Source organism: Kitasatospora sp. NPDC001261 (assembly GCF_042896795.1).
GTDB lineage: Bacteria > Actinomycetota > Actinomycetes > Streptomycetales > Streptomycetaceae > Kitasatospora.
Window position 1 is genome coordinate 119377 of sequence record NZ_JBIAXP010000013.1, and the last position, 26702, is coordinate 146078.

Below are 26702 nucleotides of genomic sequence, written 5' to 3' on the forward strand. Positions count from 1 at the left end.
CCTCACCGGCTCCCGCCTGCGGCTGGAGGTGCACGATGCCGGCAGTGGCCGTCCGTCCGTCCGTGTCGCCGCGCTCTCGGACGAGCGCGGGCGTGGTATGTTCCTCGTCAACGAGCTTGCGGAGCGCTGGGGTTGCTCCTCCCGGCCGGGTGGGATCGGCAAGTTCGTGTGGGTGCTCGTCGCCCCGATCCCCGCGCCCGTCCTCGTCAACGCCTGAGAGTCCGACTGCTGATGAACCTCACGACCCTGGCGCGGCACGCCCTCTCCCGTGGCCGCACGCCCGCCGATACGTACGCGCTCCTCGCCCGCCGTACCGGCAAGCCGCTCTCCTCCGCCCGCGCGGTGTGCCTCGCCCTCGACATCCCGCTCGCGGAGACCGGCCGCCGCCTGGACGAGTGCTACGACGCCCTGCTCTCGGACCCCCGGCCGGACTCCGAGACGGACACCGGCGAACTCCTCGAGGCCCTCGGGGTCTTCGACGTCCCCAAGTCGCTCACCGACACCGAACTCGCCGTCGTCGGCCTGTTCCTGGCCGCCGTCGACGCCATGGGCGGCATCCGTGCCGGCCACCAGCACGGCCTGACCCGCTGGTTCACCACCGGCAACCTGACCACCGCGTACCTCTCGCTTGCCGCCGCCCGGCCCATGCCTCGCACCGGCGATCCCGTCCGCTACTGGTCCACCCTCGTCGCCGCCGGCGAACTCCTCACCACCACCGCCCACTCCGAGATCCGCGTCAAGTACGCCCTCGCCCACTGCCGCACCCAAGCCGCCCGCGCCTGACTCCCGTGCAGAGCGGCCGGATCGGCCGAGCGCGTCCGCTGCCGTAGGCCTGCGAGCAGGGCGAAGGGCAGTTCCGGGCGGAGTCGGCAGACGGCACGAGGGCAGACCGAAGGCGGGTGCCGCCGTGGTCGGCGGCACCCGCGGGGATGGTGGTGCGGGCTCTGGTCAGGCCTTGACGAGGGCGTAGGTGCCGGTGCCGTCGGCCTTGCCCATGCTGTACTGGCGCAGGGGCTGGCCGTCGGCGTTGCGGTCGTGGCCGACCATGTGGCCGGTGTACTTGTTCTGGACGCCGATCTTGTCGCTGCCGGGGACGTCGCGGTAGAAGTAGAACCGCTGCAGGTCGTCGACCTTGCAGTCGGCCTGTTGCAGGATGGTGCCCTCGGTGGCGGCGGTCGCCTCCGGGACGGCCAGGCACTTGTTGGTCGAGCGGTTGATCAGGATCTGCTCCGTGATGCCGTTCGCCGTCGGGCCGCTGCACAGCTGCCACTGGTCCTGGCCCTGCGGCCAGCCCTGGGCGGCGGGCCGCAGCTGGATGTTGTTGCTGCCCCAGTCCAGGAAGCCGGGCGCGGACCAGAACAGCGCGCGGTCGGGTGTGGCGATCTTGTAGTTGGCCGTGTCGCAGGTGAAGCCGGGCGGCGCGGTGGTGCCGGGGAATCCGGGCCAGTCCTGCTTGATCCCCGCAGTGGTGGCCGCAGCCTTGGCCGGAGCAGCCGGAGCAGCCGGAGCAGCCGGAGCGGCCGCATCGGTGCGGAGCGGGGCGGTGCAGCCCAGGATGTCCTGCGCCCGGCGCATGATGCTGTTCGCCGGTACGGCGTCCTCGCAGCGCACCGCGCCCTCTTCCAGGGTGGTGAAGGTGGTGTAGCTGCCCCCGCCCGGGCCCTCGACCCACTTGGTGGCGTACGTGCCGTTGCCCGTGTCGACGCGGTTGCAGTTCAGGCTGCCGTACTGGCCGGTGACCTTCCGCGTTCCCTCGTACAGGGCGTAGTAGCCGGGCTTCTGGAAGTTCCAGGTGATCGACTTCGACTCGGTGCTGGTCGTGGAGGACTCCAGTTTGACGCTCAGCTTCGCGCTCGCCTCGACCTTGGCGAGGGTCGCGATCTCGAAGTTGCCCGTGATGGAGGCGTCGAGGCCGACCGAGACCGTCACCACCGACTGGGTGGTGGCCGTCACCGTCTGGGAGCCCGTCGCGCCGTCGGTGACGTACCAGCCCTTGAAGTGGGTGATCGTCGGGACGACCTGGAGGGACTTGATGAACGGGTAGCGCTTGCCGAGGTCCGCGGCCGTACAGGTGTCGCCGAGCGCGGGGTCCCCGGCCACGGCGGCGGCCGTCCGCGCCGGGGCGGCGGCCGCGGCCGGGGCCATGGCGGCCATGGTGCCGAGCGCGGTGGCCGCGGCGAGGGCGACCAGCCCCGCGCGCCGGCGTCCGGATGGGCGTGAGTGACGCATCGTTGTTCCCCCCTGGCGTCCGGACTCCGCGTCAGGACAGGCGGGAGCCCGGGTGGTGGTGTGGTCGGTGTGGTGGTGCCGGTCGCAAACGAACATAGCTGCGGGATTGTTGACGGGACCATGCCAGAACAGGTCAACGGGCCGCCGGTCCGGGACGGGTCGGAATGGCCGGTTCCCCGATCGCGCGGGCGGCGCCCGACCGCCACCACCGCAGTCGTGCGGCGCGGGACGCGGGAGCACGGGACGGACGCGGCGGCCGGGCGCCGGGGCGGCCCGGGGGGTTGTGCGGCCAGCCCTGATCCGACGCAGTGGCACATTCGCCCGCCGAAGGTGCACTTGCCTCCGATCCGGGGCCGGGCCGTCCCCGCCTGCGCGCCGGCGCCCCGGGGCGGAGGGATATCCGGTCACCCCGGCCTGGCCGATGTCCTCCCCTCCGCGCACCACGACGGCCCGGCACCCCGCGCTGCGGCGGGGTGCCGGGCCGAAGGGACGCCGGACGCCCCGCGCTACCCCCGGCCGCTGCTGCGGGTGCGGCGGGTGAGGGAGTCGAGGACGACGGCGGCCAGCAGCACGGCGCCGGTGATCATGTACTGGATGGCCTGGGCGGCGTGGACCATGTCCAGCCCGGTGGTGATGGACTGGATGACCAGGATGCCCAGCAGCGCCGACCAGGTCTTGCCGCGGCCGCCGAACAGGCTGGTGCCGCCGATGACGGCCGCCGCGATCGCGCTCATCAGGACGTTGCCGCCGCCGAGTTGCTTGTCGGCGGAGCCCTGCTGGGAGGCGTAGAAGAGGCCGCCGAGGCCGGCCAGGAACGCGGAGAGGACGAACACGGAGATCCGGACCCGGGCGACGTTGACGCCCGCGCGCCGGGCCGCCTCGACGCCGCCGCCGACCGCGAAGACCTGCCGGCCGTAGCGGGTGCGGCGCAGCACGAAGTCGGTGGCGAGGACGGCGCCGAGCAGCACGACCAGGGACAGCGGCAGGCCGCGGTCCTGGTTGAGGGCGTAGGCGGTGGCCAGGGTGAGGACGGCCAGGGCGCCGGCCCGGATCGCGCTGTCGGAGGCCGGCGCGGCGGTGAGGCCGGCGGCGCGGCGGCGGCGGGCGGTGTGCAGGCGGGCGGCCAGGTAGAGGACGGGGGCGAGGACCGCCAGGCCCCAGGCGTAGGCGATGTCGCCGTCGCCGAGGAAGGTGGTGTCCAGGCTCGCGACGACGCCGTCGTGGCGGTTGTTGACGGTGCCGGCGTCGCCGAGCACGTACTCCTGCAGGCCGCTCCAGGCGAGCATCCCGGCGAGGGTGACCACGAAGGCGGGCACCCCGACCCGGGCGAAGAACAGGCCGTGCAGCAGCCCCATGACGCAGGCCGCGCCGAGGGCGGCGGCGATGGCGAGCCACTCGTTCCAGCCCTGGCGCACGGCGAGCACCGCCGCGATCGCGGCGCTCGCGCCGGCCACCGAGCCGAGGGAGAGGTCGATCTCGCCGAGGATCAGCACGAACACGACGCCGACCGCGATCAGGCCGGGGCCGGCGATGAAGCGGGTGATGTTGGTGAGGTTGTCGGCCTGCAGGAAGTGGTGGGTGACGGACTGGAAGACGATCGCGATGACGACCAGGCCGACGACGACCGGCAGCGAGCCGAGCTCGCCGGAGCCCAGGCGGCGCCGGGCGGCCCGCGCGAGTCCCGCCCAGCCCTGCGCGGGCGGATGCAGCCGCGGATCGGCGGGCGAGGGGGTGGCGGGTGCGTCGGGGGTGCTCATACGGCCTCGGCCTCCTCGGCCTGCTCGGTGCGGCGGGCCCGGCGGCGGGCGTGGGCGTTGTCGGTGGCGCCGGTGATCGCGGCGACGATCTGCTCCTGGGTGGTGCCGGCCACCGGGAAGACCCCGTTGTTGCGGCCCAGGCGCAGCACGGCGACGGTGTCGGCCACCGCCCGTACGTCGGCCATGTTGTGGCTGACCAGCACGACCGCCAGGCCGCGCTCGCGCAGCCGCTCCACCAGGTCGAGGACCTGGGCGGTCTGCTCGACGCCGAGGGCCGCGGTGGGCTCGTCCAGCACCACCAGGGCCGGCTCGCCGACCAGGGCGCGGGCGATGGCCACCACCTGGCGCTGCCCGCCGGACAGCGCGGCCACCGGGGCGCGCACGTCGGGGATGCGGATGGCGAGGGTGTCCAGGAGGCGGCGGGCGTGCTGCTCCATGGCGACCTCGTCGAGCAGGGCGGGGCCGAGCAGGGCGCGGCGGCGCTTCTCGCGGCCGAGGAAGAGGTTGGCGATGACGTCGAGGTTGTCGCAGAGCGCGAGGTCCTGGTAGACGGTCGCGATGCCGAGGGCGGCGGCGTCCTGGGGGCGGGCCAGGCGGACCGGCTCGCCGTGCCAGGTGAGGGTGCCCTCGTCCACGGGGTGGACGCCGGCGATGGTCTTGACGAGGGTGGACTTGCCGGCGCCGTTGTCGCCGACGAGGGCGAGCACCTCGCCGGCGTGGACGTCGAGGTCGACGTCGGTGAGGGCCTGGACGGCACCGAAGCGCTTGGAGACCGAGCGCAGCTGCAGGACGGGTGCGCCTGTCACGGGAACCACCTTGGGGGAGGGGCTACTTGAAGACCTGGTCGAAGGATGCTGGTGCGGGGCGGGCTATTTGAGGCTGGCCGCTTTGGTCCCGGCCGCCGGGGGACGGGCTACTTGAGCCCGGCGGCGGCGCACGCGGCGGCGTAGTCGGCGGTGCAGATGTCGGAGGCCTTGTAGGTGCCGTCGGCCAGGACGGTGGAGGCGATGGTGTCCTTGGTGACGATCTTGGCGTCCAGCAGTTTGGTCGGGATGTTCTTGGCGGTGGCGCTGTCGACGCTCGCGGTGGCGATGGTCTTCACGTCCTTGCCCTGCAGCAGGGCGACGGCCAGTTCGGCGGCGGCCTCGGCCTGCGGGCGGTAGGCCTTGTAGATGGTGTACGCCTGGTCGCCGGCCACGATGCGCTGGATGGCGTCCAGGGAGGCGTCCTGGCCGCCGACGGGGACCTTGATGCCGGCGCCCTTGAGTTGGGTGATGATGGCGGCGGCCATGCCGTCGTTGGCGGAGTAGACGGCCTGGAAGCCGTTCTTGCCGAACTCGGTGACGGCGGCGGAGATCTTCTGCCCGGCGACGACGGGGTCCCACTGCCCGGACTGCTCGTAGACGACCTTCTTGACCTTGCCGTCGAGGACCTTGTGCGCGCCGGTCTTGAAGTCCGCGGCGTTCGGGTCGGCCTCGTCGCCGTCGATCATGACGATGTCGGCGTCGGCGGCCTGCGCGCCGAGCGCGTCCAGCAGGGCCCGGCCCTGGAGTTCGCCGACCTTCTCGTTGTCGAAGGAGGTGTACGCGGCGATCGGGCCGGCGGCCAGGCGGTCGTAGGCGATGACCTTGACGCCCTTGGCGGCGGCCTCCTGGACCCAGTCCTGGGTGGACTTGGCGTTGTACGGGTCCAGGACGATCACCTTGACGCCCTGGGCGAGCAGGGTGTCGAACTGCTGCTTCTGCTTGGCGGCGCTGCCCTCGGCGTTGTTGTACAGCACCTTGCACTGCGCGCACAGGGCCTTGACCTTGGCCTCGATGTACGGGCGGTCGAAGGACTCGTAGCGCACGGAGGAGGCGTTCTCGGGCAGCAGCAGGCCGATGGCGTTCGGGTCGCCGGCGGCGGAGGAGGAGTCGCTCTTGGCGCCGGCGGCCTTGCCGCAGGCGGCGGTCATGGACAGGGTCAGGACGAGGCCCACGGCGGAGACGAGGGCGCGGCGCAGTGCGGCGTTCATCGGATACCTCTCCCTGGGGGTCGCCGCGGCTTCGCGGCGGGGTGGGGGGAGTTAAACCTGGGCGCGTACATGACGTCAATAAGTAAAACCAGACTGCCGGGAATCCACCACTACTCGTTATGTTCGTGAACACGCCTCAGGGGGTGGGGGCACGCGACGCGGCAGTGCCCGCCGCTCCCCTCGCGCGGCGGGCACTGCCCGATGGGAACTGAGTGACCGTCAGGGACGGTCGAGGGTGATCGAGTTGATCGGCCCCAGGTCGTAGTAGACGCCCTTCGGCGAGGAGAGGTCGTAGACGCAGTCGGTGCCGCCCGAACCGCGGCACAGGCGGGCGTGCGCGCCGCCGGTCTGGTTGTTGAGCACCCAGTGCATGCCGTACTGGCCGCTCAGGTTGTGCGCGCCGTAGCTCCAGTAGACGTCGCTGGGGCTGACCGCCGGGTCCTGGTCCTGCGGGTAGACGCAGACCGCGCCCGACGGGCAGCCCGCCCACGCCCCGTCCGCGGCGCCGGCGCCGCCGGCCTCCACGGTGGTCAGGGCGGCGGCGGCCAGGGCCAGGGCGGCGACGGTACGGGTGATCCTGCGCATGGGTGGTTCTCCCTTGGCTGGTACGAGGACGGACGACCGTTGCGTCCGGTGCCCGTCAGCCTAGGAATCCGGTGCCCGCGGCGGTCCCTGACATCTGACAGGGGCGCGCCTCCTTGCCCCCGCAGCCGCAGCCGGACTCGGAGCAGGAACCGGGGCCCGCCACGGAGCTACGGCAGCGGGAGCGAGGCCGCCCCGGCGACCAGCGCCGGCAGCTCCCGCATGTCCGCGAAGGTCCGGGTGCCGGGCCCCGCCAGCCACGCCTCGGGCGTCAGGCCGCCGTGGAAGCCGAGCGACCGCATCCCCGCCGCCCGCGCCGCCGCCACCCCGTACTTGCTGTCCTCGACCACCAGGCACGCCGCCGGCTCGACGCCCATCGTGGCGGCCGCGTGCAGGAACAGGTCCGGGGCGGGCTTGCCGCGCTCCACGTCCTCGGAGCTGAAGACCCGCCCGGCGAAACGCGGCAGCAGCCCGGTCCGCCCGAGCGTGGAGCGCAGCCGCGCATGGCTGCTGGAGGACGCCATGCAGTCCGCCACCCCGGCCCGCTCCAGGGCCCCCAGCGCCGCCACCACCCCCTCCACGGGGGCGAGTTCGGCGGCGAACACCTCGTCGTACAGGTGCTGGAAGCGCTTGTCCCAGCCCGGCTCCAGCGGCACGCTCGCGTGCGCCTCGATCTCGGCGGTCATGAACGCGTGCGAACGGCCCAGGAACCGCTCGACGATCTCCTCCTGCGACAGCGGCCACCCCACCTCCGCGACCACCCGCTCGTCCACCCGCACGGCCAGCCGCTCACTGTCGAGCAGCACACCGTCGCAGTCGAAGACCACCAGCTCCACGGGAAGGGACATGCCGCCACCCTACGGGGCGCCCGCGGCGGGGCGGCGGGGGCGTCCGGAGGGCGGGCGGGGAGGGCCCGGCGGGCTCAGTGCGGGTGGCCCAGGTACGGGAAGGCGGGCAGCAGGTCGGTGTGCGGGCCGATGTGGTCGCCGGGCACCTTGCCGTCGGTGAGCATCGTCAGCCGCGCCGAGGTGACGTCGTCGCTCAGCGTGCGACCGTTCGGGTAGCCGGCCGGGCGGGCGCGGTCGTAGCGCAGGATGTCCGGCAGGACGATCCGCAGCTGGGCCTCGGCCGCGTCCGTGGTGTACCCGCCGAAGTGCTGCAGCTTCGCCGTCCACGGCTCCCGGTAGTTATCCCAGTCGTCCACCGGATCCCCGGCGTTGTACGCCTCCTTGGCGTCCTCCTCGTTGAAGTACGCCGTCAGAGACGGGTGCGCACCCCGGTCCACCGACACCAGGTGCCCGTCCTTGCGCACGCTCACCCGCGCCCACACCCCGATCTCCGGCGCCGGCCCGAACTGCGCGTCCGGCGCCTCCAGCACGATCCCGAACACGTTCTTGTCCGCGCCCCAGTCCACCCCCGTCCACTGGAAGTCCTTCACGATCCCGTCCAGGTCCGCGAAGAACGGGTCGCTGCGCAGCCCCGCGCTCACCCGGTGCACCCCCGCCTCCACCACCGCGGGCATGCCCGTGAAGCTCACCGGCGCGTCCGCCACCAGCACCTCGCCGACCGCCTCCAGCCCGCGCGCCCCCTCGCCGGCGGCCCGCCGCACCGTCATGGTCTGCGCCCCGTCCCGCGGCTCGGAGAAGGTGAAGCTGTACGCGAGGTCGGCCCGCCGGTCCCCGTCGGTGTCGATGTCGATCCGGTACACCGCCTGCGGGTGGAAGGCCTGCCCGCCGGACGGCGCGACCGGGTTCACGTTCATGATCAGCACCGTCCGCCCCGGCTCCGGCGCGGCGAAGGCGAACAGGTCGGTCAGGTCCAGGCGCGCGTCACCCTCGGGTGAGCGCAGGTTCGGTCCGCTGAGGTGGTGCGACAAGACGGCCTCCGAGGTCGGGCGGGCTGCGCGGGGACACCCCCCGACCCCCTCGGCCATTGCTAGCACGCCCGCCCGCCCCCGGCCCGCCCCGCTGCGCCACCCGGGCGGGCGCGGGCGGGGGCGGGGGTTCGGGTACGGGCGCGGGTACGGGCGGGCGCGGCCCGGTGACGGCGGGCGGGGCGTCAGCTCGGGCAGTCGCGCGGTGAAGGGGTCCGCCCCGGTCCGCCGTCCGGGGCGGACCGGGGCGCCGTAGCCGAAGAGCCGGGTGGTGCCGTCCGGGCCGGTGGTGGACACGCCCGGTCGGGTGACGGCGAACGGGGCGGGGGCCACCGCCCAGGAGGACCCGGCCCACCGCCCGGACGGCGCTCCCGGCCCCGGCCACGGCGTAGCCGGAGAACGCGCCGCCGGCGGTGCCGGGCACCGTGCTGCGGGTCCGGCCCTGCCCGTCCCAGTGGGCGGCCGGCCAGCTGTCGCCCACGGCCCACCCGTCGGCCGTGTTGTCCGGGCGCGCTGACACCGTGCTGACCGACTGACCGACTGACCGACTGACCGACTGACCGGCCCGACCGGCCCGGGAAGGGGAGGACCCTCAGCGGGCCTTCGGCGCCGGCTCGCCGAGCAGCACCGGCAGCGCGCGGTGCCCGTTGGAGATCAGCGAGTCGACCGGCTCCAGCCGCGCGCCCGGGGCGAACGCGAGGTCGGGGAAGCGCTCGAACAGCCGGCTCAGCGCGGTGCGCCCCTCCAGGCGGGCCAGCGGCGCGCCCAGGCAGAAGTGCACGCCGTGGCCGAAGGCGAGGTGGGACTTGACCGGCCGGGTGACGTCGAAGACGGCGCCGCTGTCCCCGTAGCGCACCGGGTGGCGCCCGGCGGCCGCGTAGGCGGGCAGGATCGCCTCGCCGCGGCGCACCGTCACCCCGCCGGGCAGGGCGATGTCCTCCACCGCGAAGCGCAGCGGCAGGTGCGCGAGCGGCGCGTCGCGGCGCAGCGCCTCCTCGACCACGTCGTCCCAGCCGGCCTTGCCCGCGCGCACCAGGGCGAGCTGGTCGGGGTGGGTGAGCAGGTCCGCGATGCCGTTGTCGATCAGGTTGACGGTGGTCTCGTAGCCGGCCGAGACGATCAGCAGCAGGGTGTCGCGCAGCTCCTCCTCGCTCAGCGCGGCCGGACCACCCCCGTCACCGCCCTCGCCGTCAGCCCCGTCGGCGTCGTCGTCGCGGGCGGCGATCAGCGCCGAGGTCATGTCCTCGCCCGGTTCGCGGCGCTTGGCGGCGATCAGCTCCTCCAGCAGGGCCTGGAACGCCGCCCCGTTGGCGGCGGACTCCTCGGGGGTGAGGGCGGTGGAGAAGACCTTGTCGACGATGCCGCGGAAGCCGTCCGTCACCTCCTCCGGCAGGCCCAGCAGCTGGGAGATGACCCGGATCGGCAGCGGGTAGGCCAGGCGCGCGCGCAGGTCCACCACCTCGCCCGGCGCGGTGCGGGCCAGGTCGTCCAGCAGGGCGTCGGTCAGCTCCTCGACGCGGGCGGTCATGGTGGCGACCCGGCGGGGCGTGAAGGCGCTGCTCACCAGCCGGCGCAGCCGCCGGTGGTCGGCGCCGTGCGCGTTGAACATGTTGCGCACGCTGATCCACAGGGCCAGCGGCCAGGTCCGCACCGCCCGGTCGAAGTCCGGCCAGTGCTGCAGGCCGTCCTTGGAGACCCGGGGGTCCGTGAGCAGCTCCTCCAGCAGTTCCGGGTCGGACACCGACCAGGCCCGTACGCCCAGGATGTCGACGGGCACGGCCGGGCCGCTCGCGTACAGCTCGGCGGTCTCGGTGTCGCGGGCGCGGCCGGTCGGGTCAAGTACGAGACGTTCCACGGTAGTTCCTCCACTCGGTGCGGCAACGGTGCGGCTTCGGCGTCGGGCCGGGTGCGGCGTCGGCGCGTGGCCGCACGCCGCGCCGACGCGCACCGGGACACGAGGATGCGCCCGGGGCGCGGGCCCCGTCGAGAGGGCCCGCGCCGTCCGGACGTCGGGGGGTCACGCCCGCAGGCGGCCCGCCTCGTGGACCAGCGGCGGCGCCACCGCGTCCGCGGCGCGCTCGAACAGGGCGCCGCTGCGGCTGCCGGCCGCGGTGCGCACCCAACGCCAGCCCCGCGCGCGGTAGTAGGCGTGCAGGGCGGCGTTGTCGCTCCACACGTTCGCCCGCAGCAGGGTGGCGCCCGCCCGCGCGGCCCGCCAGGAGGCCCAGTCGCCCAGGCGGGTGCCGATGCCGTGTCCGGCGTACCGGCGGTCCACCGTGAAGGAGCTCACGTAGCGGGCCGGGAGGGCGAGTTCCTCGCCGGTCCACAGCCGGGGGCTGCCGGTGGGGCGCAGCGTGAGGGTGGCGACGGCCTCGCCGTGCGGCGACAGCGCGGCGACCACGGTCAGGCCGAGGGCGATCAGCGCCAGGCCGCGCTGGGCGTCGTACGGGTCCGACCACTGGGCCGAGCCGTGCTCCAGGGCGATCCACGCGGCGGCCTCCGCGCGCAGGGCGGCCAGCCGGGGCAGGTCGGCGGGCACCGCGGTGCGGACGTACAGCGGGTCGGACCGCGGGTCGGGGCGCGGGTTCACCACGGCGCGCGGGGGGCGGCGGCGGAGGGACCCGCGGAGGCGGAGGGGACGGCGGCGGGCCCGGAAGGCCCGGGCAGGCCGTACGGTTCGAGGGGTTCGAGGACGAAGCCCGCGCGCAGCGCGTCCAGCAGCTTGCGTCCTGGCGCGGTGAGCGCGGTGCCGTCGGGGGTGGTCAGCGGATGCCGGGCGACGATCCGGGCGAGCGGCACACCCGGGTGCAACACCATGCCGGGGGAGGGGAGTTGCAGCAGTACGCAGTCGTCGGGCCCGCACTCCAGCAGGCCGAACCCGGCACCGCAGTACCGCAGCCGCCCGTCCTTGAGCCGGTGCAGGCCGCCGGCGGGCGCCGCCGCCACCCGCACCGGGACGCCGGTGTGCCGCACCACCAGCTGCACGGCGCCCGCCGCGTCCGTACGCGGCTCGCCGCCGGTGGCGTGGCCGTAGAGCTCCAGCACGTGCCGCAGCGCGGACGGCAGCGCGCGCTCCGCCAGCTCCAGCTCGCCCAGCAGCCAGGTCGAGCCCTGCATACGGCAGTTGAGCTCCAGCAGCAGCGGACGCTCGCCGTCCAGGACGAAGTCGGCGCCGAACAGGCCCCGGTAGCCGAGCGCGGCCAGCGCCTCGCCGACGCGCCGCGCCGCGGCGGCGGCCCGGGCCAGGGCGAGTGGCGCCAGCAGGGCGGGGGCCGCGAAGTCGCAGCCGGAGTAGGCGCCGAAGGGCGCGCCGACACCCTCGATACGGGTCAGCTGGACGGACGGGCGCAGTACCCGCACCGTGCTGTCCGCCGACACCAGCACGTGCACGTTGAGCGCGACGCCCTCGACGTAGCCGCTCACCAGCCAGGGCCCGCCGCCGACTTGGCGGATCGGCTGCAGGTCCGCCTCGTCGACGACCAGGTGGGTGCCCTTGCCGCTGGAGCCCACCGGCGTCTGCACCACGTAGGGGGAGCCGAAGCGGCGGCGCAGCTCCCGGTGGTCGAGCGCCGGGACCACCGCGTCCGCCGGGGTCGCGGCCCCCACCGACCGCAGCCACGCGCGCTGCGCCCGCTTGTCGCTCAGCATCGGCAGGGCCACGTGCGAGGGCGGCTCCAGCAGGCGGGTGCCGAGCGCGCCGAGTGCCGTGCGCCACTCGGGTTTCATCGCCGAGTAGGGCAGCAGCGCCAGCTCCCGGCCCCGCCAGCCGCCACCCGCCGCGCCCGCGCCCCCGTCCGCGCCCCCGTCCTCGTCCAAGGTGCCGGCGAGCGCGCGGAGCACCGTGTGGACCCCGGCCCCCGCCGGGGTGTGGTCGCGCACCCCCCGCTCCGGTTCCAGCGCGTGGAAGGAGGCCCCGAACTCGCCCGCCCAGCCCGTGTCCGGGCCCTCCACGCTCACCACCGCGGACAGGCAGCCGGTGCGCAGCAGCGGCAGCACGTTCAGGGGACGGGCACAGCACGACAGTCCGGGCAGGGCCCGCAGCCGGGCCACCGCTTCGTCACAGGATGTGATCACCCACGCGATTATGGAGAGCCCGGGACGGCGCTCGCCGCCACCGCACGCCCCGCCCCGCCCCGCACGAGGCACGCCCCGCCCCCACCCTCACCCGAACGAAGGAGCCCCCCGTGTTGACGGCCCGTCGGGCCCGCTGTCGGCACCCGGCAGTACCGTGCACGAATGACCAGCAGCACCGCCCCCGACCCGAACCGCCCCGCCGAACGCCCCGCCGAACACGCCGCCACCCGCACCGCCGCACCCACCTGGCGGGTCACCGAGACCGCCGGCCTGGAGACCTCCTGGATCGACCTCGGCCCCACCTCCCTGACCGCCCACGGCCGCGCCGCCGCCGCCGAGCCCGCCCCGTACTGGCTCGACTACCGGATCGACACCGGCGACGGCTTCACCACCCGCCGCATGCACGTCACCGCCCGCACCCCCGACACCACCCGCACCCTCGACCTGCGCCGCGACGAGACCACCGGCCACTGGACCGTCGACGGCACCCCCCGACCCGACCTCGACGGCGCCCTCGACTGCGACCTCGGCCTGTCCCCGCTCACCAACACCCCGCCCGTGCTGCGCCACGGCCTCCACCTGGGCCCCGGCGAGCACCACTTCCTGATGGCCTGGATCCGCGTGCCCGAGCTGGTCGTCGTGCCCTCCCGCCAGACCTACACCCACCTGCGCCGCCACGAGGACGGCCACGCCACCGTCCGCTACGCCTCCGGCGACTACCGGGCGGACCTGCTGCTGGACGCGGACGGCCTGGTCGCCGAGTACCCGGGCCTGGCCCACCGCATCGCCTGACGGGCCAGGGCCCGGGGCCCCAGGCCCGGCGCGGGCCTGAGGCCGGGGGTGTTCAGACCGCGGTGCGCCCGCCGTCCACCGGCAGGAGGGCGCCGTGGACGAAGCCCGCCGCGTCGCCGGCCAGGAAGACGACCGCGGCGGCGATCTCCTCGGCCTCGGCGGGCCGGCCCGCCGGCGCCTCGGCCGCCATGTTGCTGAGGCCCTCGCCCATGACCGCCGTGCCCTCGGTACGGGTGGGCCCCGCGCCGACGGCGTTGACCCGCACGCCGCGCGGCCCGTACTCGGCCGCCCAGGTGCGGGTCAGCAGGTTGACCGCCGCCTTGCTGGAGCCGTACAGGGACATGCCCGGCGCGCCGTGGGAGGCGGCCTGGGTGCTGATGTTGACGATCGCCCCGGCGCCGCGCGCGGCCATCGCCGGGGCCAGCTCGGCCACCAGGAAGTAGGGCGCCCGCACGTTGAGGGCGTAGACGGCGTCGAACTCCTCCTCGGTCGTCCCCTCGGTCGGCCCGAACGGGTAGACGCCGGCGTTGTTGACCAGGATGTCCACCCGGCCGCCGCCCAGCGCGGTGGCCGTCCGGGCGAGGCGCCGCACCGCGGCGACGTCGCGCAGCTCGGCGGCGACGAAGTCGGCCCTGCCGCCGCCCGCCCGGATCGCGGCCACCACCGCCTCGCCGCGCGCCGCGTCCCGGCCCGCGACCAGCACGTGCGCGCCCTGCTCGGCCAGCGCGGTCGCGGTGGCCGCGCCGATGCCGCTCGTCGCGCCGGTCACCAGCGCGACCCTGCCCGTGAGGGAGGAGGAGATCATGACCACGGCCCTTCGGAGAACGGGGTGCTTCGCAGCGGGGGGGCGGGCGCTCGGCGCCCGCCCCTCCAGCGAACCACGCCCGGCGGTGCGGCGCCCCGTCGTCCAGGCGGCGCGGTACGGGCGGACGCGCCCGTCGCCGCACGGGAGCCCGCCCGCCGTCCGGGTGCCCCGGCCCCGGATTCCCCGGCCCCGGGGCTCAGGTGCCGTAGGCGTGCGGGAAGACGTCCACCGCCTCGGCGACGACCTCCCGCACGTCCGCGTCCGGCCGGTGCTCCAGCGGCCCGGTCAGCGGGGCGAGGAGGTGCCCGGCGGCGCGGTCGGGGCCGCGGGGGCGGGCCGGGGCGGGCCGTTCCGACCATCCCCGTGAAGGCCTCACGCGTACGAGTGAACGAGCTGGACCGGACGCCTTTCGACCACGTACAACTGCGCCCACAGGGCCTCCCGTTGAGCGATCCGCCACCCTCCGGCCCTGCCGCCCCACGCACCCCGAGGAGGGCCCGATGGCCGCCGAGATCACCTACGAGGAACTCGCCACCCTGGTCAGGACCCGCGCCGGCGTCCAGGTCACCGCCGAGGAACTCGCCGAACCGGGCCGCATGTTCCTCGACCTCGGCGTCGACTCGCTCGGCGTGCTGGGCGTCCTCGCCGACGTGGAGAACCGTTACGGCGTCTCCGTCGACAGCGCGGAGCTGCTCGGGCGTCCCGTCGCCGAGTTCCTCAAGGACGTCAACGCCCAGGTGGCGTCCGGCTCCTGAACGACCCGGAGCGGGGAGTCGGCCCCGCCGTCCGGGTACCGGCCCGTACGACTCGACCGCCTCGGCGGCGCCCGGCGTCGTGATCATGGAGAACGGCAGCAACTTCCAGCAGGTCCGGGACCCGCAGGGCGGCCAGTGCTACCCCGGCCTCGGCGCCGACACCGCCATCGCCAACCGGACCGGCGGCACCATCCTGCTCTTCCCCGACGGCAACTGTCAGACGAGAATCCTCAACCCCCTGGGGCCGGGCGAGTTCCGGCCGGACGAGAACGTCGGCAGCTTCCTGGCCCTGGACTGACCTCGCGCCACCCCCGTCCGTCCGCCCGCCCTCCGGCCCGAACACCGGAGGGCGGGAGGACGGGCGCGTCCGGCCCCGCGCGCGTGCCTCAGATCGCGAGCGGGTCCGCGCACACCGCCAGGTCGTGGACCGTCGCCGCGAAGCGGGGCGCCACCGCACCGGGGCCGAGGACGTCACGGGCCGCCGTCAGCAGCGCGTTGCGCAGCCGCCCGTGCGCGGCGAGGTAGCCGAGCTGGGTGAGCGCCGCCGACTGCAGCGCCCGCGCCCGCCGCTCCACCGGCGCCGGGACGGCCGACGGGATCGCGCAGGCGCCGACCACCGGGTCCAGCAGCAGCACCGCCCGCGCGTAGTCCGGCACCGCGCCCCCGCCGCCACCGCCCCCGCCGCCACCGCCCCCGCCGTCGTACGCGCGCTGCGCCGCGTCCACCGCCCGCCGCGCGCCGTCCTGTTCGGAGCCGTACCGTTCCGTGCCGTCCCGGTGCGCGCCGTCCGCGGCCGCGAGCTGCGCCCGGGCGGTGACGGCCGGCCGGGCGGCGCCCAGGGCGGTGCCGGTCAGGCGCGCCCACACCTCGCGCACGGTGCGGGAGGGGGTGTCCAGGTGGCCGGGGGCGGCGAGCAGCGGGGCGACGGCGCCCGCGTCGGGCAGGGTGCCGGCGGCGGCGCGGTGGGCGGCCAGCCACGCGGACACGTACGGGGCGCCCCACACCGGGTGCCCGTAGGCGCCGAGTCCGACCTCGGCCGGGGTGCCGAAGGCGGCGGCGGTGGCGTCCAGCAGTTCGGCGCGGGCCGGGCCGGGGGCGCCGAGCAGTCCGGCGCCGGCCAGGTACACGGCGCGGTGCGCGGGCAGGTAGAGGTTCAGTTCGGCGGGGGAGGCGTGCCCGCCCGCGGGCCGCAGGACCATCCGCACCCCGGCGGCCTCGACCGCGTACAGGCCCTCCTGCCAGGGGATCCCGGTCCAGGCGGGCCAGTGGGCCCGGGGCGTCGGGGCGGACAGCGGGCCGCCGACGGTGTCGGTGGGGGCGAGGAAGTCCGGCCGGCCGGTGGAGACGGTGCGGCCGAGGTCGGAGCCGGCCAGGGCGAGCGGGCCGATGCCGAGCCGGGTGCCGTAGGCGTAGTCGACCAGGCGGGCCTGCCGGGCGCCCTCGGTGACCTGGCGCAGCACCGCGTCGGCGAGGAACCCGTCGGGCGCGTACACCGCGAGGTCGGCGGGCGGTCCGGCGGGCAGGCCGGCGCGGGATCCGGTGAACAGCCCGCGCACGCCGCCGAAGTGGTCCACCCCGCTCTGGGTGTGGACCACGGCCCGCACCGGGCGGGTGTCCCCGGTGGTGGAGCGGTACAGGGCCAGGGCGGCGCGGGCCGTCTCGTACGAGCCGAGCGGGTCGATCACCAGCAGGGCGCGGGGGCCGGTGACGACGGTCAGGTTGGCGAGGTCGAAGCCGCGCACCTGGTAGAGGCCGTCGGCGACCCGGAACAGGCCCGAGGGGAGGGCGAGTAGGCCCTGGCGGCGCAGCGCCGCCGCCACCGGGGAGTCGGCGTCGGCGGGGGTGTCGGGGGTGTGGAAGTCGAAGGCGTGGAAGTGCCAGACCGCCTCCTCGCCGTCCAGGGACGGCAGGGCCCGGTAGGGCGGGGTGGCGAGCAGGCCGCGTTGGGCGTTCTCGAAGTCGGCCGGGGCGTCGGGGAGTTCCTTGGCGCCGGCCAGGTTCCGTCGCGTGACGTACGCGGTCGGCTCCATGGGCACGAAGGTGTCGGCCACGGGCTTGCCCTCCTCAAGGCGTGACGGTCTCCGCGCGCTGCCCCGCGCGCGGAGACCGCCGACACTAGGGGTGACGGGCCGTATACACAACGGCAGGGGTGTGTGGAATGCGTGCGGGGTCGCGGCCGGTGCCGGGCTGCGGGGGCCCATCACCCGTTCGGGTGGCCGCGTGGCGGCTTCCGGTGCGGGCGGCGGGCGCGTGGGTAGCGTCGGGCCATGATCGCGGACTCGTCAACCGTCCTGACGTGTCGACGATTTGACTTATTGTCACATCAGTTAAGAGGCATCGTCGCATGGCAGAGAAGCGCCTGAAGTCCTGGGGCAACAACCGCTCCGGCCAGCTCGGGGACGGCACCTGGGCCGACCTCCGCACCACGGCCACCACCGTCCTCGGGCTCACCAGCGCCGAGGTGGTGAAGATCGCCGCCGGCGGCGCCGGTGCGAGCCTCGGGTACGGGCTGGCCCTGCTGACGGACCGTACGGTGCAGTCCTGGGGCGTCAACGGCTCGGGCCAGCTCGGCGACGGCACCGTGTTCAGCCACAACGCCCCCGGCCAGGTGGTCGACGTCTCCGACGCCACCGACATCGCGGCCGGCGGCGCGCACAGCCTCGCCCTGCTCGCCGACGGCACCGTGGTGGCCTGGGGGCAGAACACCCACGGCCAGCTCGGCAACGGGACGAACTCCGACAGCGGCGTCCCGGTCCGGGTCGAGGGCCTGCACAAGGTCGTCGCCATCGCCGCCGGCCTCCACCACAGCCTGGCGCTGCGCGAGGACGGCACCGTGTGGGCCTGGGGCTACAACGGCAACGGCCAGCTGGGCGACGGGACTTCGGCGAGCCGCGGCCTCCCGGCGCCGGTCAGCGGCCTGACCGGCGTGAGCCGGATCGCCGCCGGGGCCGGCCACAACCTCGTCCTGGTCGGCAAGCCGGGCGCCGGCGCCTCGGTGAAGGCCTGGGGCTACAACGCCACCGGCCAGCTCGGCGACAACACCACCATCAACCGCTTCACCCCGGTCGCCACCCGGCCGACCTGGTCGGGCGGCATCTCGCAGATCGCGGCCGGCTGCAACCACAGCATGGCCGTGGTCGACGACGACAGCCGCCTCAAGGCCTGGGGCCAGAACACCGCCGGCCAACTCGGCGACGGCACCACCGTCTTCCGCGTCCTGCCCGTCACCGTCCCCGGCCTGACGGACGTCCGCCTGGTGGCCGCCGGCCGGGAGCACACCGTGGCGCTGTCGGGCACCAGCACCGTGCACTCCTGGGGCAGCAACGGCTCCGGCCAGCTCGGCGACGGCACCACCACCGACAGCAGCACCCCGGTGCCCACCCTCACCGCGCTCACCGGCATCGACAAGATCGCCGCACCGGTGGGCGGCGACTTCAGCCTCGCCAACTGAGGCCCCGGGCGGGCGGTGTGGCGGGTTTCCTGCTCAGAGCGGGATGACGTTCACGGCCTGCGGCCCCTTGGGCCCCTGCTCCACCTGGTACTCCACCCGCTCGCCCTCCGTCAGGCTCCGGAACCCGCCCCCGATGATGCTCGAGTAGTGGACGAAGAGGTCCGGGCCGGGGATGTCCGGCGTGATGAAGCCGAACCCCTTCTCGGCGTTGAACCACTTCACGGTGCCGAAGTTGACCAGGGCCCGGCGGCCCTCCGCCGTCACCGGCCCGGGCGCGGCCCGGCCCGCGGTCGCCTGCGCGGGGGTCGCCCGCGTCGGGGTCGCCCGCGTCGGGGTCGCCTGTGCCGGGGCGCAGAGTGCGATCAGGGCCGCGAGGGCGAGGAGCGGCACGCACACCACGGCCGTCACGCGGCCGCGGACAAGGGAGAGAGGGGACATCGCGCACTTCCTGACGGGACGTAGTCGATCGCCCACTTACAGTGCGGGCGGGGGTCGTTCTCCCGCAAGTGCCCGGAGCGGGAAGTCGGCCCGGCCGACTTCCCGCGTCCCGGCGCCACGACGGGAACCTCAGCAGCCCCGGCCGCCCCTCCTGCCACAATGCGCGGTGAGCGTTCTCGTAGCCGCCACCATGCAGACAGTGAGGTCATCATGTCGAAGGTCAAACTGAGTACCAACCACGGCGACATCGTCCTGCGCCTCGACGCGGAGAAGGCCCCGGCGACGGTGGAGAACTTCCTCCGGTACGTCACGGACGGCTTCTACGACGGGACGGTCTTCCACCGGGTCATCGACAACTTCATGGTCCAGGGCGGCGGGATGGAGCCCGGACTGAAGCGGAAGGAGACCCGCGCGCCCATCGAGAACGAGGCCGACAACGGCCTGAAGAACGTCAAGTACTCGGTGGCGATGGCCCGCACGGGGGACCCGCACTCGGCCACCGCCCAGTTCTTCATCAACGTCGCCGACAACGACTTCCTCAACCACAGCGGCAAGAACCCCCAGGGCTGGGGCTACGCCGTCTTCGGTGAGGTGGTCGAGGGCCAGGAGGTCGTGGACGCCATCAGGGCCGTCGCCACGGGCTCCAGGGCCGGCCACCAGGACGTCCCCAAGGAGGACGTGGTCCTGGTGAAGGCCGAGGTCGTCGAGTAGGGCGGACGAGCGGGCGGGGAGCGGTCGGGAGTGGGAAGTCGGCCCGGCCGACTTCCCACTCCGCGCGGCGCGCCGGAGCAGGGCCGGGAAAGCCCGGAGGTCGGAACGCGGAAATCCGGATGACCGCGGCCGCCACCGCCCCCGACAATGGCGCATGCTGACCGACCACTGGCCGCTGCTGGGCCTGCGCCTGCGCACCCCCCGCCTCGAACTGCGCCTGCCCGCCGACGACGAACTCGCCGCCCTGGCCGACCTCGCCGCCCAAGGCGTCCACGAACCGGACCGGATGCCCTTCATCGTCCCGTGGACCGACCTCCCCCCGGCCCAGCGCGCCCGCTCGGTGGTCCAGCACCACTGGCTGCGCCGGGGCAACTGGTCCCCGGACGACTGGGCCCTGAACCTGGCCGTCTTCGAGAACGGCCGGGTCGTCGGCCTGCAGACCGTCGCCGCCCGCGACTTCGCCGTCCTGCGGCAGGCCTCCACCGGCTCCTGGCTCGGCGCGCGGCACCAGCGGCAGGGCATCGGCACCGAGATGCGCGCCGCCGTCCTGCACCTGGCCTTCGCGGGCCTGGGCGCGACGGAGGCGGTGTCGGGCGCCTTCGAGGACAACCCCTCCTCGTACGCCGTGTCGCGCAAGCACGGCTACGAACCCGACGGCGTCGACCGCCACCTGGTCCGCGGGCGCGGCGTGACGGAGCGGCGGCTGAGGCTCACCCGGGAGCGCTGGCAGGCGCGGCGCGACGTCCCCGTCACCCTCGACGGGCTGGCGCCCTGCCTGCCGCTGTTCGGCCTGCCGGGCGACCGCGGCGAGGGCATTTCAGACCCCGCGTGAGTGGGGCCTTTGGGGCGGTACGGTCAGGCGATGTACACGCTGCCGCCGAACCGCACGACCACCCGCGGCTGTCCGTTCACTCGTCCGTGAGCACCGGAAAGCGGCGCCGAGGCCTGGCAGACTCGACCGCATGCCCGAACAGACCCCCGTCCCGGCAGCGGACGAGGACGACGCCCTGCGCCCCTACGCGGCCCACTACCCCGACGTGGCGCGGGCCGGGTCGCTGCTGAACGCCCTTCGGGCGCACGCCGATCGGGCGGGGCTCCGGCTCGGGGGCGAGCCGGCCGCCGAGCCGGGCCGGGCCGGCGCCGGACGGCGGCGCGGGTGAGCGCCGGGGACCGGTTGACACGGGTCGGGATGACGGCGAGGGAGCGCGGCTTCGACGTCAGCTGCTGGGCGGGCGGAGTCCACCTGGCCACCGGCAGCACCGGCGACCTCGCCGAGGCCGCCGGGGCGGTGGCCACCTGGCAGGCGGGGGCCCGCCTCGCCGAACTCCTCGCGCGGTCGCCCTTCCCGCGGACCTGGGAACTGGCCGAGGCCCACGAACGGGGCGACGCCGTGCCGGTCCGATGGCGCCGACTGCGCGAGTCCGCCACGCACGAGCGCCGACACGAAACCGGCCTGCGGGAACTCGTCGAGGCGGCCCACGCACAGCCACGCCTGCGGGCCCTGTCGCCGGGCCGGAGCATGTACTGGCTCACCTTCAGCCGCCGGGCGGCGCCGCCGATCTCCTACGACCTGCCGAGGGTCGCGCCACTCGGTGACGGCCGCTACCGGGTGCGGTTCGACGACGGGCGGCTGCAGGACGTCGACGGCGCGGAGGCGGCCGTCGCGGCGGTCGTCGATGCGCTGCCCGACGACGCCGTGCCCTCCTGAGCCGCCGACCGCTGCGAGTTCCTGGCCACCTGCCGCGCCACTACGGTCCCCTGGCCGCACGCGAGCGCCGTCGTCAACCACCGGGCCGCCCCGCCCCGCGTCCTGCGGCCAGGCGGGCGCGCGGCCTCCCGGGGGTGCGAACACCATGTGCGTCGACAAACGATGAACCGCACATGTCACGGCGTTCACCGCGCCGTCCACCGTTCGTTGACCGGCCGGCCGGATCGTTCACCACGGCGCGGAACACAGCCCGCGCAACCCACCCACGACCCACGGAATCGAGGGAGACCATGCGTATCTCCGCACGTACCGCCGCGCTGGCCGCGGTGACCGCCATCGGGCTCGGCACCATCGCCACCGGCACCGCCCAGGCCGCCCCGGCCCCCGCCCAGGCCGCCCTCTCGGCCGCCCGCAGCACCACGGTCCACCTGCACAACGGCACCGGCTGCACGCTCAACCGGACCGACTACTCGCTGTCCCACGGCATCTGGACCCAGGGCCAGGAGCCGCCGCAGTGGCTGGGCAACACCGGGGACGCCGTCTTCCAGTCGGAGAGCAACGGCTTCATGACCGGCACCGAGGGCTCGGTGACGTTCCAGGCGTCCAACTGCGAGGAGGGCTGGCGCAACGGCGCAACCGTCAGGCTGCACTGGAACAACCCCTACACCGGCTCCAACGGCTACGACGACAACGGCACCACCCAGGGCATGTTCCGCACGACCCGCGACAGCGGCTCCGGCAACAACGCCGACGTCTACTGGGGCGCCTGGAAGGCCTGACCCGGCCCCCGGGCACCGCCGGCCGACTCAGGAACCGACCCCCCTCCGCACGTGCCGGATGAACGGTGCCCCGCGACTGGATGCCGAACGGCCCGGACAGCCCGGGCCGTTCGGCACCCGGAGCGACGGTCGGGTGCCCCGGTGCCCTGGTGTCCTGGGGAAGGGAAGCGTTCCAGGACTTCCCCGCCGAGCACTGGGTCCACCCGCGGACCACGAACCCCGTAGGGTCGACCTTCGCCGCCGTGCGCCCGCGCACCGGGGTGGCCAAGGGGGCCCGGCTGCCGGACCGCCGGGTCGGCCGTAGCCTTCAAGTCGATCGAGTCGGCTCGGATCTCGTTGAAAGGCAGGACCAGGTCGCATGACGGGCACCGAGGACAACGACTACTGCGCGGTCTTCGTGCAGGGCGCGAGCCGACAGGACGTGACCGGGCTCGTGGCAGCGGTGCTGGGCGTCCCGGCCGACGAGTACACGGTCCGGTTCGGTGACCTGGAGCTCGACATCCAGCCCAACCCCGACGCCGGACTGGCCGACGACTTCGTCGGCTGGCCGCTCAAGATCGACGTGGAGGGGCGGCGGGCCACCATGGTGGATGCCGTCTCCCGATTCCTCACAGCGACATGGGACGCCGGATACCAGGCCGTTGCCGCCTGCGACTTCGAGAGCGAGCTCCCCGAACTGGGCGGATACCCCCGCTACCGCGCCTGACCGGATCAGCTGATCCACAGGTACCGACGGCTGCTCCCGGCCGGTCGCTCGCCCACCTGCCGGCGGCCTCGGAACGCCGTCCGGTGACCGTCCCGCACGGCCTGGCCGCGGAGGTGTTCCAACGCGCCCTCGACGCCCTGCTGCCCGCGGGCCCGTCGCCGCTGCGCGCCGTCCTGGCCGGACCGGGACTGCCCGCCCCCGCCAGCGGGGCCGACATCCTCCTCGTGCCGACCCACCCCCGGACGGGAGAAGCCTGGGCCCCGCCCGCTCAGGCCTCCCACGCGTACCCGGTGCCGCTGCCGGTCGGGGTGTGGCGGTGGCTGGCCTTCCCCGAGCCGCACCTGCCCGTCCCCGCGTCGGGCGGCATGCCCGACGGCGTTCTGCGCGACGACCCGCCCGCTCCGCGCGCCCGTTACCCCTTCCGGGCCGACGCGGGCGTGTTCCGGCACACCCTGGCCCGGCTGCCTGCCGTCCGCAGCCCGTGGCTGCGGGAGATCCTGGAGAACCTCACCCGGCACATGCGCGCGGGCCTCTTCTGACCGCCGTCCGGGCCGTCACGTTCCGAACCCGGATGACGCGGGCCGCACCGGGCCCGGATCGGGAGGCCGGCCGGTGTCCTTTCCCCACCATGGGCGTTGAACGGGCGGGCGTCATGGGGGCGCCCTTTCCGACAGCCGTTGCCGCGACCGGCCGACCCGGTGCGGTGACCGGGAAAGGAGACGAGCATGGCCACGTACAACACGGAGATCTACACGGGCGGCGGGGGCTGGCAGGCGGACGAGCCCCTCACCCTCAACATCGCCAACCGTGGGCAGGCCGTCGGTGACGGCACTCCCTCGACGGGGACCACGGTCACCTGGACCAGCCCCGACGCGGGGGCGGGCAACGTCACCTTCTTCGACGACGGCAACAGCTTCCGGGGCACGGCCCAGTTCCCGGGCGAGGGTCCCGTCGAGTACCGGGGCTCCCTGGCCGACTGACCGGCGACCGCGTAGGCCCCGGGCCGGGACGGACCCTCGCGCCGGTGAGCGTGATGGTCCGTCATCCGGTTCCGTCCCCGCTCCGGTCCCGCGACGAGGCGCTGCCACGGTGTCCCGCCCGCTGCTCCGCGCTCCGGTCCCCCTGGTGGCCAAGGCCGGAGGCGGGTCGGGGCCGACGCCGCCGTTCCGGTGGGGCGGGGGAGGAGTAGGAAGTCGACTGGGCCGACTTCCTACTCCGGAGTGCCGCTCAGCGGCGCGCGCGTTCGTGGTGGACGAGGCCGGCGCTCGTGCAGGTGGGGGTGAATCCGGCCTTGGCGAGGACCCGGCCGGAGGCGGGGTTGGCCTCCCGGTGGACGGCGAGCACCCGGGCGGGCAGGCCGTCGCCGGTGAGGAACTGCCGTACGGCGGCGGTGGCGTGGCCGCTGCCCCGGGCGTCCTCGCGCACGACGTAGCTGAGCCGGCCGGTGCCGCGGCCGGGGTCGAGCCGGAGCCGGACGACGCCGAGCAGGTCCCCGCCCACCTCGATGCCGCGAACGAGGAGGCCGGGGTCCGTGGCGGCCTCGCGGACGTAGGCGAGGGCCTGGACGCCGGTCATCGCGCCGAACCACACATCCGTGGCGGACCCGTCGGCATGGATGCGGCGAACCGACTCGGCGTCGCCGTCGGCCAGTTCACGCAGCCGCAGCACCGGAGCCGGCCGCCGTATCAGGCGAAGACGAGGCGGAAGACCTGGTTGTAGATGAAGAAGCCGCCGGGCTGGCCGGGGATCGGCTGCAGGTTGAAGGTCTCGGTGAAGAGCATCGGCTTGTCGAAGGCGTTGTCGACGGCGAGGTTGCCGGTCACCAGGACCAGGACGCCGCCGCCCGGGGCGGGCTGGGCGTCGGAGGAGGTGACGCTGTGCTTGACGACGGCGAGTTCGGGCTTGTTGATCGTCTCGATGATGCCCGCCTGTCCCTGGACCTGCTTGCCCTCCCAGGTGAGCATCGACTCGGGGCGGTAGAGGCTCGCCAGGTTGTTGCGGGTGGCGCTGCCGCCGTCGAAGGTCGCGTAGTAGTGCTGGACGAACGAGTTCGCGATGCTGGTGAAGTCCATGGGCCGGAACGTAGCAACGCGACCGTGCCGAGCACCCGCAGTGGACCGTTCTTGTCGTGCTCCGGTCGCCTGTGTGGTAGCGAGTGGGAAGTCGGCGTGGCCGACTTCCCACTCCGACGCGGCCGTTCTAGCAGGGGCTGAGCCAGTAGACCCAGCCCCAGGGGGCCGCGCGGTCCTCGCTGTAGCCGCCGGGCGAGGTCCAGCCGACGTTGCCGTCGGCGCCGTAGAACCTGGCGTACAGCGTGGACCGCTGGTTGTTGATCCACGATCCGGTCCCGGTCCAGTAGATGCGGACCGGGTAGTTGCAGGTGAACAGGCGCAGTTCCTCGCCCGTGAAGTTCGTGCCGCTGTACGCGCACACGTAGGTGTACGGGCAGCCCGAGGACAGGGTGGGGGAGTCGCCCTTGGCGGCGAGGTCGCGGGCCCGCTCCTCCCCGGGCAGCGGGAGCAGCAGCTCGCCGCCGGGCAGGGCGATCTTGTTGACGGCCACCTGGCTCGCCCCGGGGGTCTTGGCGAGGTAGTCGTCGACCCGGTCCTGCAGGCTCCTGGTCTGGGCACCGCTCAGCCCCAGGTCCCGGGCCTGCGCCGAGAAGCCCGCCTGGCCGGCGCCCGAGCCACCAGCGCCGGTGGCGGCGGACGCGGCCGGGGCGACGCACACCGCCAGGGCGGCCGCGACGGCGAAGGGCACCGCGAGCAGACGCTTCTTCATGGTTCCCGCTTTCAGGCGTTTCAGCATGAAACCTCCTTGTAGGGGTCCTTCGGAAGCCCATCCTGTCCGGGCGCGGAAGCGGCGGTCTTGTAGGAATGCGTACGGCCGCTTGGCACCGGGGCGCGTGGAGCCGTGATCACGTGGCCGGGAAAAAGGGTTGGACGGGACGAGGCCCGGGCTTGTAGCTTGCAGTCGACCGTGACACCGCCCGAGGAGGTGAGACCCATGACCGCAGTACCGATATGGGTGCTCCCCTTGGGGTTCACGGCCGGCGACTGACGCAGGGTGTCGCCGGGAGCGCCGCGATGAGCAGGCAACTCCCGAAAGGCCACACCGATGCACTCTTCCCAGCCCCTTCACTTCACCGCCGAGTCCACGGCGGACGGCATGACCGAACGCGACTTCACCGTGGGCGGCGTCCCCGGCGTGCTCTGGTCACCCGCCTCCCCTGCCACCGACACCGGTCGCGCGCCCCTGGTCCTGATGGGCCACGGCGGCGGCGCCCACAAGAAGCACCCCTCCATGGCGGGCCGGGCGCGACTCCTGACGGCCGGCTGCGGCTTCCACGTCGCCGTCCTCGACGCACCCGGTCACGGCGGCCGGCCGCGCAGCGCGCAGGACGAGGCGGACGTCGCCGAACTGCGCGCGGCGCAGGCGGCGGGCGAGCCGGAGGGCCCGGTCGTCGTCCGCTACAACGCCCGTCTGGCCGAGCTCGCCGTGCCCGAGTGGCAGGTGGCCCTGGACGCCCTCCAGGAGCTGCCGGAGATCGGTGCCGACGGGCCGGTGGGCTACTTCGGCATCGCCATGGGCACCGCGCTCGGCGTGCCGCTGGTGGCGGCCGAGCCCAGGATCACGGCCGCGGTCTTCGGACTGATGTGGCCCGACGCCCTGGTCGAGCAGGCGCGGCGGATCACCGTCCCGATCGAGTTCGCCATGCAGTGGGACGACGAGCGCATCCCGCGCGAGGCCGCCCTCGCACTCTTCGACGCCTTCGCCTCGACGGAGAAGACACTGCACGCCAACGCGGGCAAGCACTTCGACTTCCCCAGGTCCGAGGCCGACAGCGCGGCCCGCTTCCTCACCCGGCACCTCGCCCGGACGGCCACCTCGCCGGCGTGACGTGCGCGGTCGCGGGGGGCGGCGGGGGGGCGCCCCGGCGCCCCCCCCCCCCCCCCAACACCCCCCCCCCCACCCCCCCCCCCCCGGCGGGGCGCCCCCCCCCCGCCCCCACCCACCCCCCGAACACC

Annotated in this window: 31 protein-coding genes and 1 pseudogene; 15 read left to right on the forward strand and 17 right to left on the reverse strand. The window is 74.6% G+C overall.

All coding sequences use genetic code 11. The annotated features are described in order from the left end of the window. The coding region (locus ACFY4B_RS18920) for an ATP-binding protein (protein ID WP_387969025.1) at positions 1-217 on the forward strand (217 nt) is incomplete at its 5' end. 14 nt (positions 218-231) lie between these two features. Beyond that, positions 232-783: a hypothetical protein gene (locus tag ACFY4B_RS18925; RefSeq protein ID WP_387969028.1), complete on the forward strand. Its 552-nt coding sequence runs from the start codon at positions 232-234 to the stop codon at positions 781-783. Between the two features lie 165 nt (positions 784-948). Here ACFY4B_RS18925 and ACFY4B_RS18930 read toward each other — a convergent pair whose 3' ends face one another. The 10 genes from ACFY4B_RS18930 to ACFY4B_RS18975 form a co-directional block, all read right to left on the reverse strand. After that, positions 949-2229, reverse strand: coding sequence for an RICIN domain-containing protein (locus tag ACFY4B_RS18930; protein ID WP_387969030.1), 1281 nt, complete (start codon positions 2227-2229; stop codon positions 949-951). Between the two features lie 506 nt (positions 2230-2735). Beyond that, entirely contained in the window at positions 2736-3986 is a 1251-nt protein-coding gene (locus ACFY4B_RS18935) for a sugar ABC transporter permease (protein WP_380779913.1), read from the reverse strand. Then, complete coding sequence (locus ACFY4B_RS18940) at positions 3983-4792, reverse strand: ATP-binding cassette domain-containing protein (RefSeq protein WP_387969033.1); 810 nt, start codon at positions 4790-4792, stop codon at positions 3983-3985. The genes ACFY4B_RS18935 and ACFY4B_RS18940 overlap by 4 nt, the downstream gene beginning before the upstream one ends. A 107-nt stretch (positions 4793-4899) precedes the next feature. Next, on the reverse strand, positions 4900-6000 hold the full coding sequence (locus tag ACFY4B_RS18945; RefSeq protein WP_049653672.1) for a substrate-binding domain-containing protein: 1101 nt from the start codon (positions 5998-6000) through the stop codon (positions 4900-4902). Between the two features lie 219 nt (positions 6001-6219). Further along, a complete protein-coding gene (locus tag ACFY4B_RS18950) occupies positions 6220-6585 on the reverse strand; it encodes a hypothetical protein (protein WP_387969037.1) in 366 nt (121 codons plus the stop codon). Between the two features lie 167 nt (positions 6586-6752). Then, entirely contained in the window at positions 6753-7430 is a 678-nt protein-coding gene (locus tag ACFY4B_RS18955; RefSeq protein ID WP_387969040.1) for an HAD family hydrolase, read from the reverse strand. Positions 7431-7504: 74 nt separating this feature from the next. Continuing rightward, positions 7505-8458, reverse strand: a complete 954-nt coding sequence (locus ACFY4B_RS18960; RefSeq protein WP_387969042.1) for a DUF4331 family protein — start codon at positions 8456-8458, stop codon at positions 7505-7507. A 589-nt stretch (positions 8459-9047) separates the two neighbouring features. Next, on the reverse strand, positions 9048-10310 hold the full coding sequence (locus ACFY4B_RS18965) for a cytochrome P450 (RefSeq protein WP_387969045.1): 1263 nt from the start codon (positions 10308-10310) through the stop codon (positions 9048-9050). A gap of 162 nt (positions 10311-10472) precedes the next feature. After that, positions 10473-11048 (reverse strand): GNAT family N-acetyltransferase, encoded by a 576-nt coding sequence (locus ACFY4B_RS18970; protein ID WP_049653683.1) that lies wholly within the window; start codon positions 11046-11048, stop codon positions 10473-10475. Further along, the gene (locus tag ACFY4B_RS18975; protein WP_387969048.1) at positions 11042-12529 is read right to left on the reverse strand and encodes an ATP-grasp domain-containing protein; all 1488 of its coding nucleotides are present in this window, start codon (positions 12527-12529) and stop codon (positions 11042-11044) included. Before ACFY4B_RS18975 ends, ACFY4B_RS18970 begins: the two co-directional genes overlap by 7 nt. A 162-nt stretch (positions 12530-12691) precedes the next feature. Between ACFY4B_RS18975 and ACFY4B_RS18980 the strand changes: the two genes are divergently transcribed. Continuing rightward, on the forward strand, positions 12692-13321 hold the full coding sequence (locus ACFY4B_RS18980) for a putative glycolipid-binding domain-containing protein (protein ID WP_387969051.1): 630 nt from the start codon (positions 12692-12694) through the stop codon (positions 13319-13321). Between the two features lie 52 nt (positions 13322-13373). Here ACFY4B_RS18980 and ACFY4B_RS18985 read toward each other — a convergent pair whose 3' ends face one another. Together ACFY4B_RS18985 and ACFY4B_RS18990 are read right to left on the reverse strand one after the other, a co-directional pair. Further along, complete coding sequence (locus tag ACFY4B_RS18985) at positions 13374-14126, reverse strand: SDR family NAD(P)-dependent oxidoreductase (protein WP_387969054.1); 753 nt, start codon at positions 14124-14126, stop codon at positions 13374-13376. A 196-nt stretch (positions 14127-14322) separates the two neighbouring features. Then, the gene (locus ACFY4B_RS18990; RefSeq protein WP_387969057.1) at positions 14323-14502 is read right to left on the reverse strand and encodes a hypothetical protein; all 180 of its coding nucleotides are present in this window, start codon (positions 14500-14502) and stop codon (positions 14323-14325) included. 124 nt (positions 14503-14626) lie between these two features. Here ACFY4B_RS18990 and ACFY4B_RS18995 point away from each other — a divergent pair, with 124 nt between their 5' ends. Then, the gene (locus ACFY4B_RS18995; RefSeq protein ID WP_049661285.1) at positions 14627-14881 is read left to right on the forward strand and encodes an acyl carrier protein; all 255 of its coding nucleotides are present in this window, start codon (positions 14627-14629) and stop codon (positions 14879-14881) included. A gap of 85 nt (positions 14882-14966) precedes the next feature. Next, positions 14967-15179 (forward strand): hypothetical protein, encoded by a 213-nt coding sequence (locus tag ACFY4B_RS19000; protein ID WP_380779898.1) that lies wholly within the window; start codon positions 14967-14969, stop codon positions 15177-15179. Between the two features lie 88 nt (positions 15180-15267). On the opposite strand, the gene ACFY4B_RS19005 is transcribed toward ACFY4B_RS19000, so the two are convergent. Continuing rightward, the gene (locus ACFY4B_RS19005) at positions 15268-16932 is read right to left on the reverse strand and encodes a hypothetical protein (RefSeq protein WP_387969059.1); all 1665 of its coding nucleotides are present in this window, start codon (positions 16930-16932) and stop codon (positions 15268-15270) included. 293 nt (positions 16933-17225) lie between these two features. Here ACFY4B_RS19005 and ACFY4B_RS19010 point away from each other — a divergent pair, with 293 nt between their 5' ends. Further along, entirely contained in the window at positions 17226-18332 is a 1107-nt protein-coding gene (locus ACFY4B_RS19010) for an RCC1 domain-containing protein (RefSeq protein WP_387969062.1), read from the forward strand. Positions 18333-18365: 33 nt separating this feature from the next. On the opposite strand, the gene ACFY4B_RS19015 is transcribed toward ACFY4B_RS19010, so the two are convergent. Further along, a complete protein-coding gene (locus ACFY4B_RS19015; RefSeq protein WP_375874360.1) occupies positions 18366-18572 on the reverse strand; it encodes a cold-shock protein in 207 nt (68 codons plus the stop codon). Positions 18573-18980: 408 nt separating this feature from the next. Between ACFY4B_RS19015 and ACFY4B_RS19020 the strand changes: the two genes are divergently transcribed. From ACFY4B_RS19020 to ACFY4B_RS19055, 8 genes and pseudogenes are all read left to right on the forward strand, one after another. Then, the gene (locus ACFY4B_RS19020; RefSeq protein WP_049650895.1) at positions 18981-19481 is read left to right on the forward strand and encodes a peptidylprolyl isomerase; all 501 of its coding nucleotides are present in this window, start codon (positions 18981-18983) and stop codon (positions 19479-19481) included. A gap of 154 nt (positions 19482-19635) precedes the next feature. Then, positions 19636-20313, forward strand: coding sequence for a GNAT family N-acetyltransferase (locus ACFY4B_RS19025; protein ID WP_387969065.1), 678 nt, complete (start codon positions 19636-19638; stop codon positions 20311-20313). A 130-nt stretch (positions 20314-20443) separates the two neighbouring features. Beyond that, a complete protein-coding gene (locus ACFY4B_RS19030; protein ID WP_387969067.1) occupies positions 20444-20641 on the forward strand; it encodes a hypothetical protein in 198 nt (65 codons plus the stop codon). A 29-nt stretch (positions 20642-20670) separates the two neighbouring features. After that, entirely contained in the window at positions 20671-21189 is a 519-nt protein-coding gene (locus tag ACFY4B_RS19035; protein ID WP_387969069.1) for a DUF6193 family natural product biosynthesis protein, read from the forward strand. Positions 21190-21479: 290 nt separating this feature from the next. Then, complete coding sequence (locus ACFY4B_RS19040; protein ID WP_079271797.1) at positions 21480-21968, forward strand: hypothetical protein; 489 nt, start codon at positions 21480-21482, stop codon at positions 21966-21968. A 358-nt stretch (positions 21969-22326) separates the two neighbouring features. Further along, a complete protein-coding gene (locus ACFY4B_RS19045) occupies positions 22327-22674 on the forward strand; it encodes a hypothetical protein (protein WP_387969072.1) in 348 nt (115 codons plus the stop codon). A 29-nt stretch (positions 22675-22703) separates the two neighbouring features. Beyond that, positions 22704-23213, forward strand: a pseudogene (locus ACFY4B_RS19050) (hypothetical protein); the annotation flags it as partial. Positions 23214-23399: 186 nt separating this feature from the next. Beyond that, positions 23400-23654, forward strand: a complete 255-nt coding sequence (locus ACFY4B_RS19055) for a hypothetical protein (RefSeq protein WP_049650890.1) — start codon at positions 23400-23402, stop codon at positions 23652-23654. A 247-nt stretch (positions 23655-23901) separates the two neighbouring features. On the opposite strand, the gene ACFY4B_RS19060 is transcribed toward ACFY4B_RS19055, so the two are convergent. From ACFY4B_RS19060 to ACFY4B_RS19070, 3 genes are all read right to left on the reverse strand, one after another. Next, on the reverse strand, positions 23902-24342 hold the full coding sequence (locus ACFY4B_RS19060) for a GNAT family N-acetyltransferase (RefSeq protein WP_049650889.1): 441 nt from the start codon (positions 24340-24342) through the stop codon (positions 23902-23904). A gap of 17 nt (positions 24343-24359) precedes the next feature. Then, positions 24360-24746, reverse strand: coding sequence for a nuclear transport factor 2 family protein (locus tag ACFY4B_RS19065; protein WP_387969076.1), 387 nt, complete (start codon positions 24744-24746; stop codon positions 24360-24362). 127 nt (positions 24747-24873) lie between these two features. Continuing rightward, positions 24874-25482: a peptidase inhibitor family I36 protein gene (locus tag ACFY4B_RS19070; RefSeq protein WP_387969079.1), complete on the reverse strand. Its 609-nt coding sequence runs from the start codon at positions 25480-25482 to the stop codon at positions 24874-24876. A gap of 309 nt (positions 25483-25791) precedes the next feature. On the opposite strand from ACFY4B_RS19070, the gene ACFY4B_RS19075 reads away from it, so the two are divergent. Next, positions 25792-26574, forward strand: a complete 783-nt coding sequence (locus ACFY4B_RS19075; RefSeq protein ID WP_387969081.1) for an alpha/beta hydrolase — start codon at positions 25792-25794, stop codon at positions 26572-26574. Positions 26575-26702: the final 128 nt, after the last annotated feature.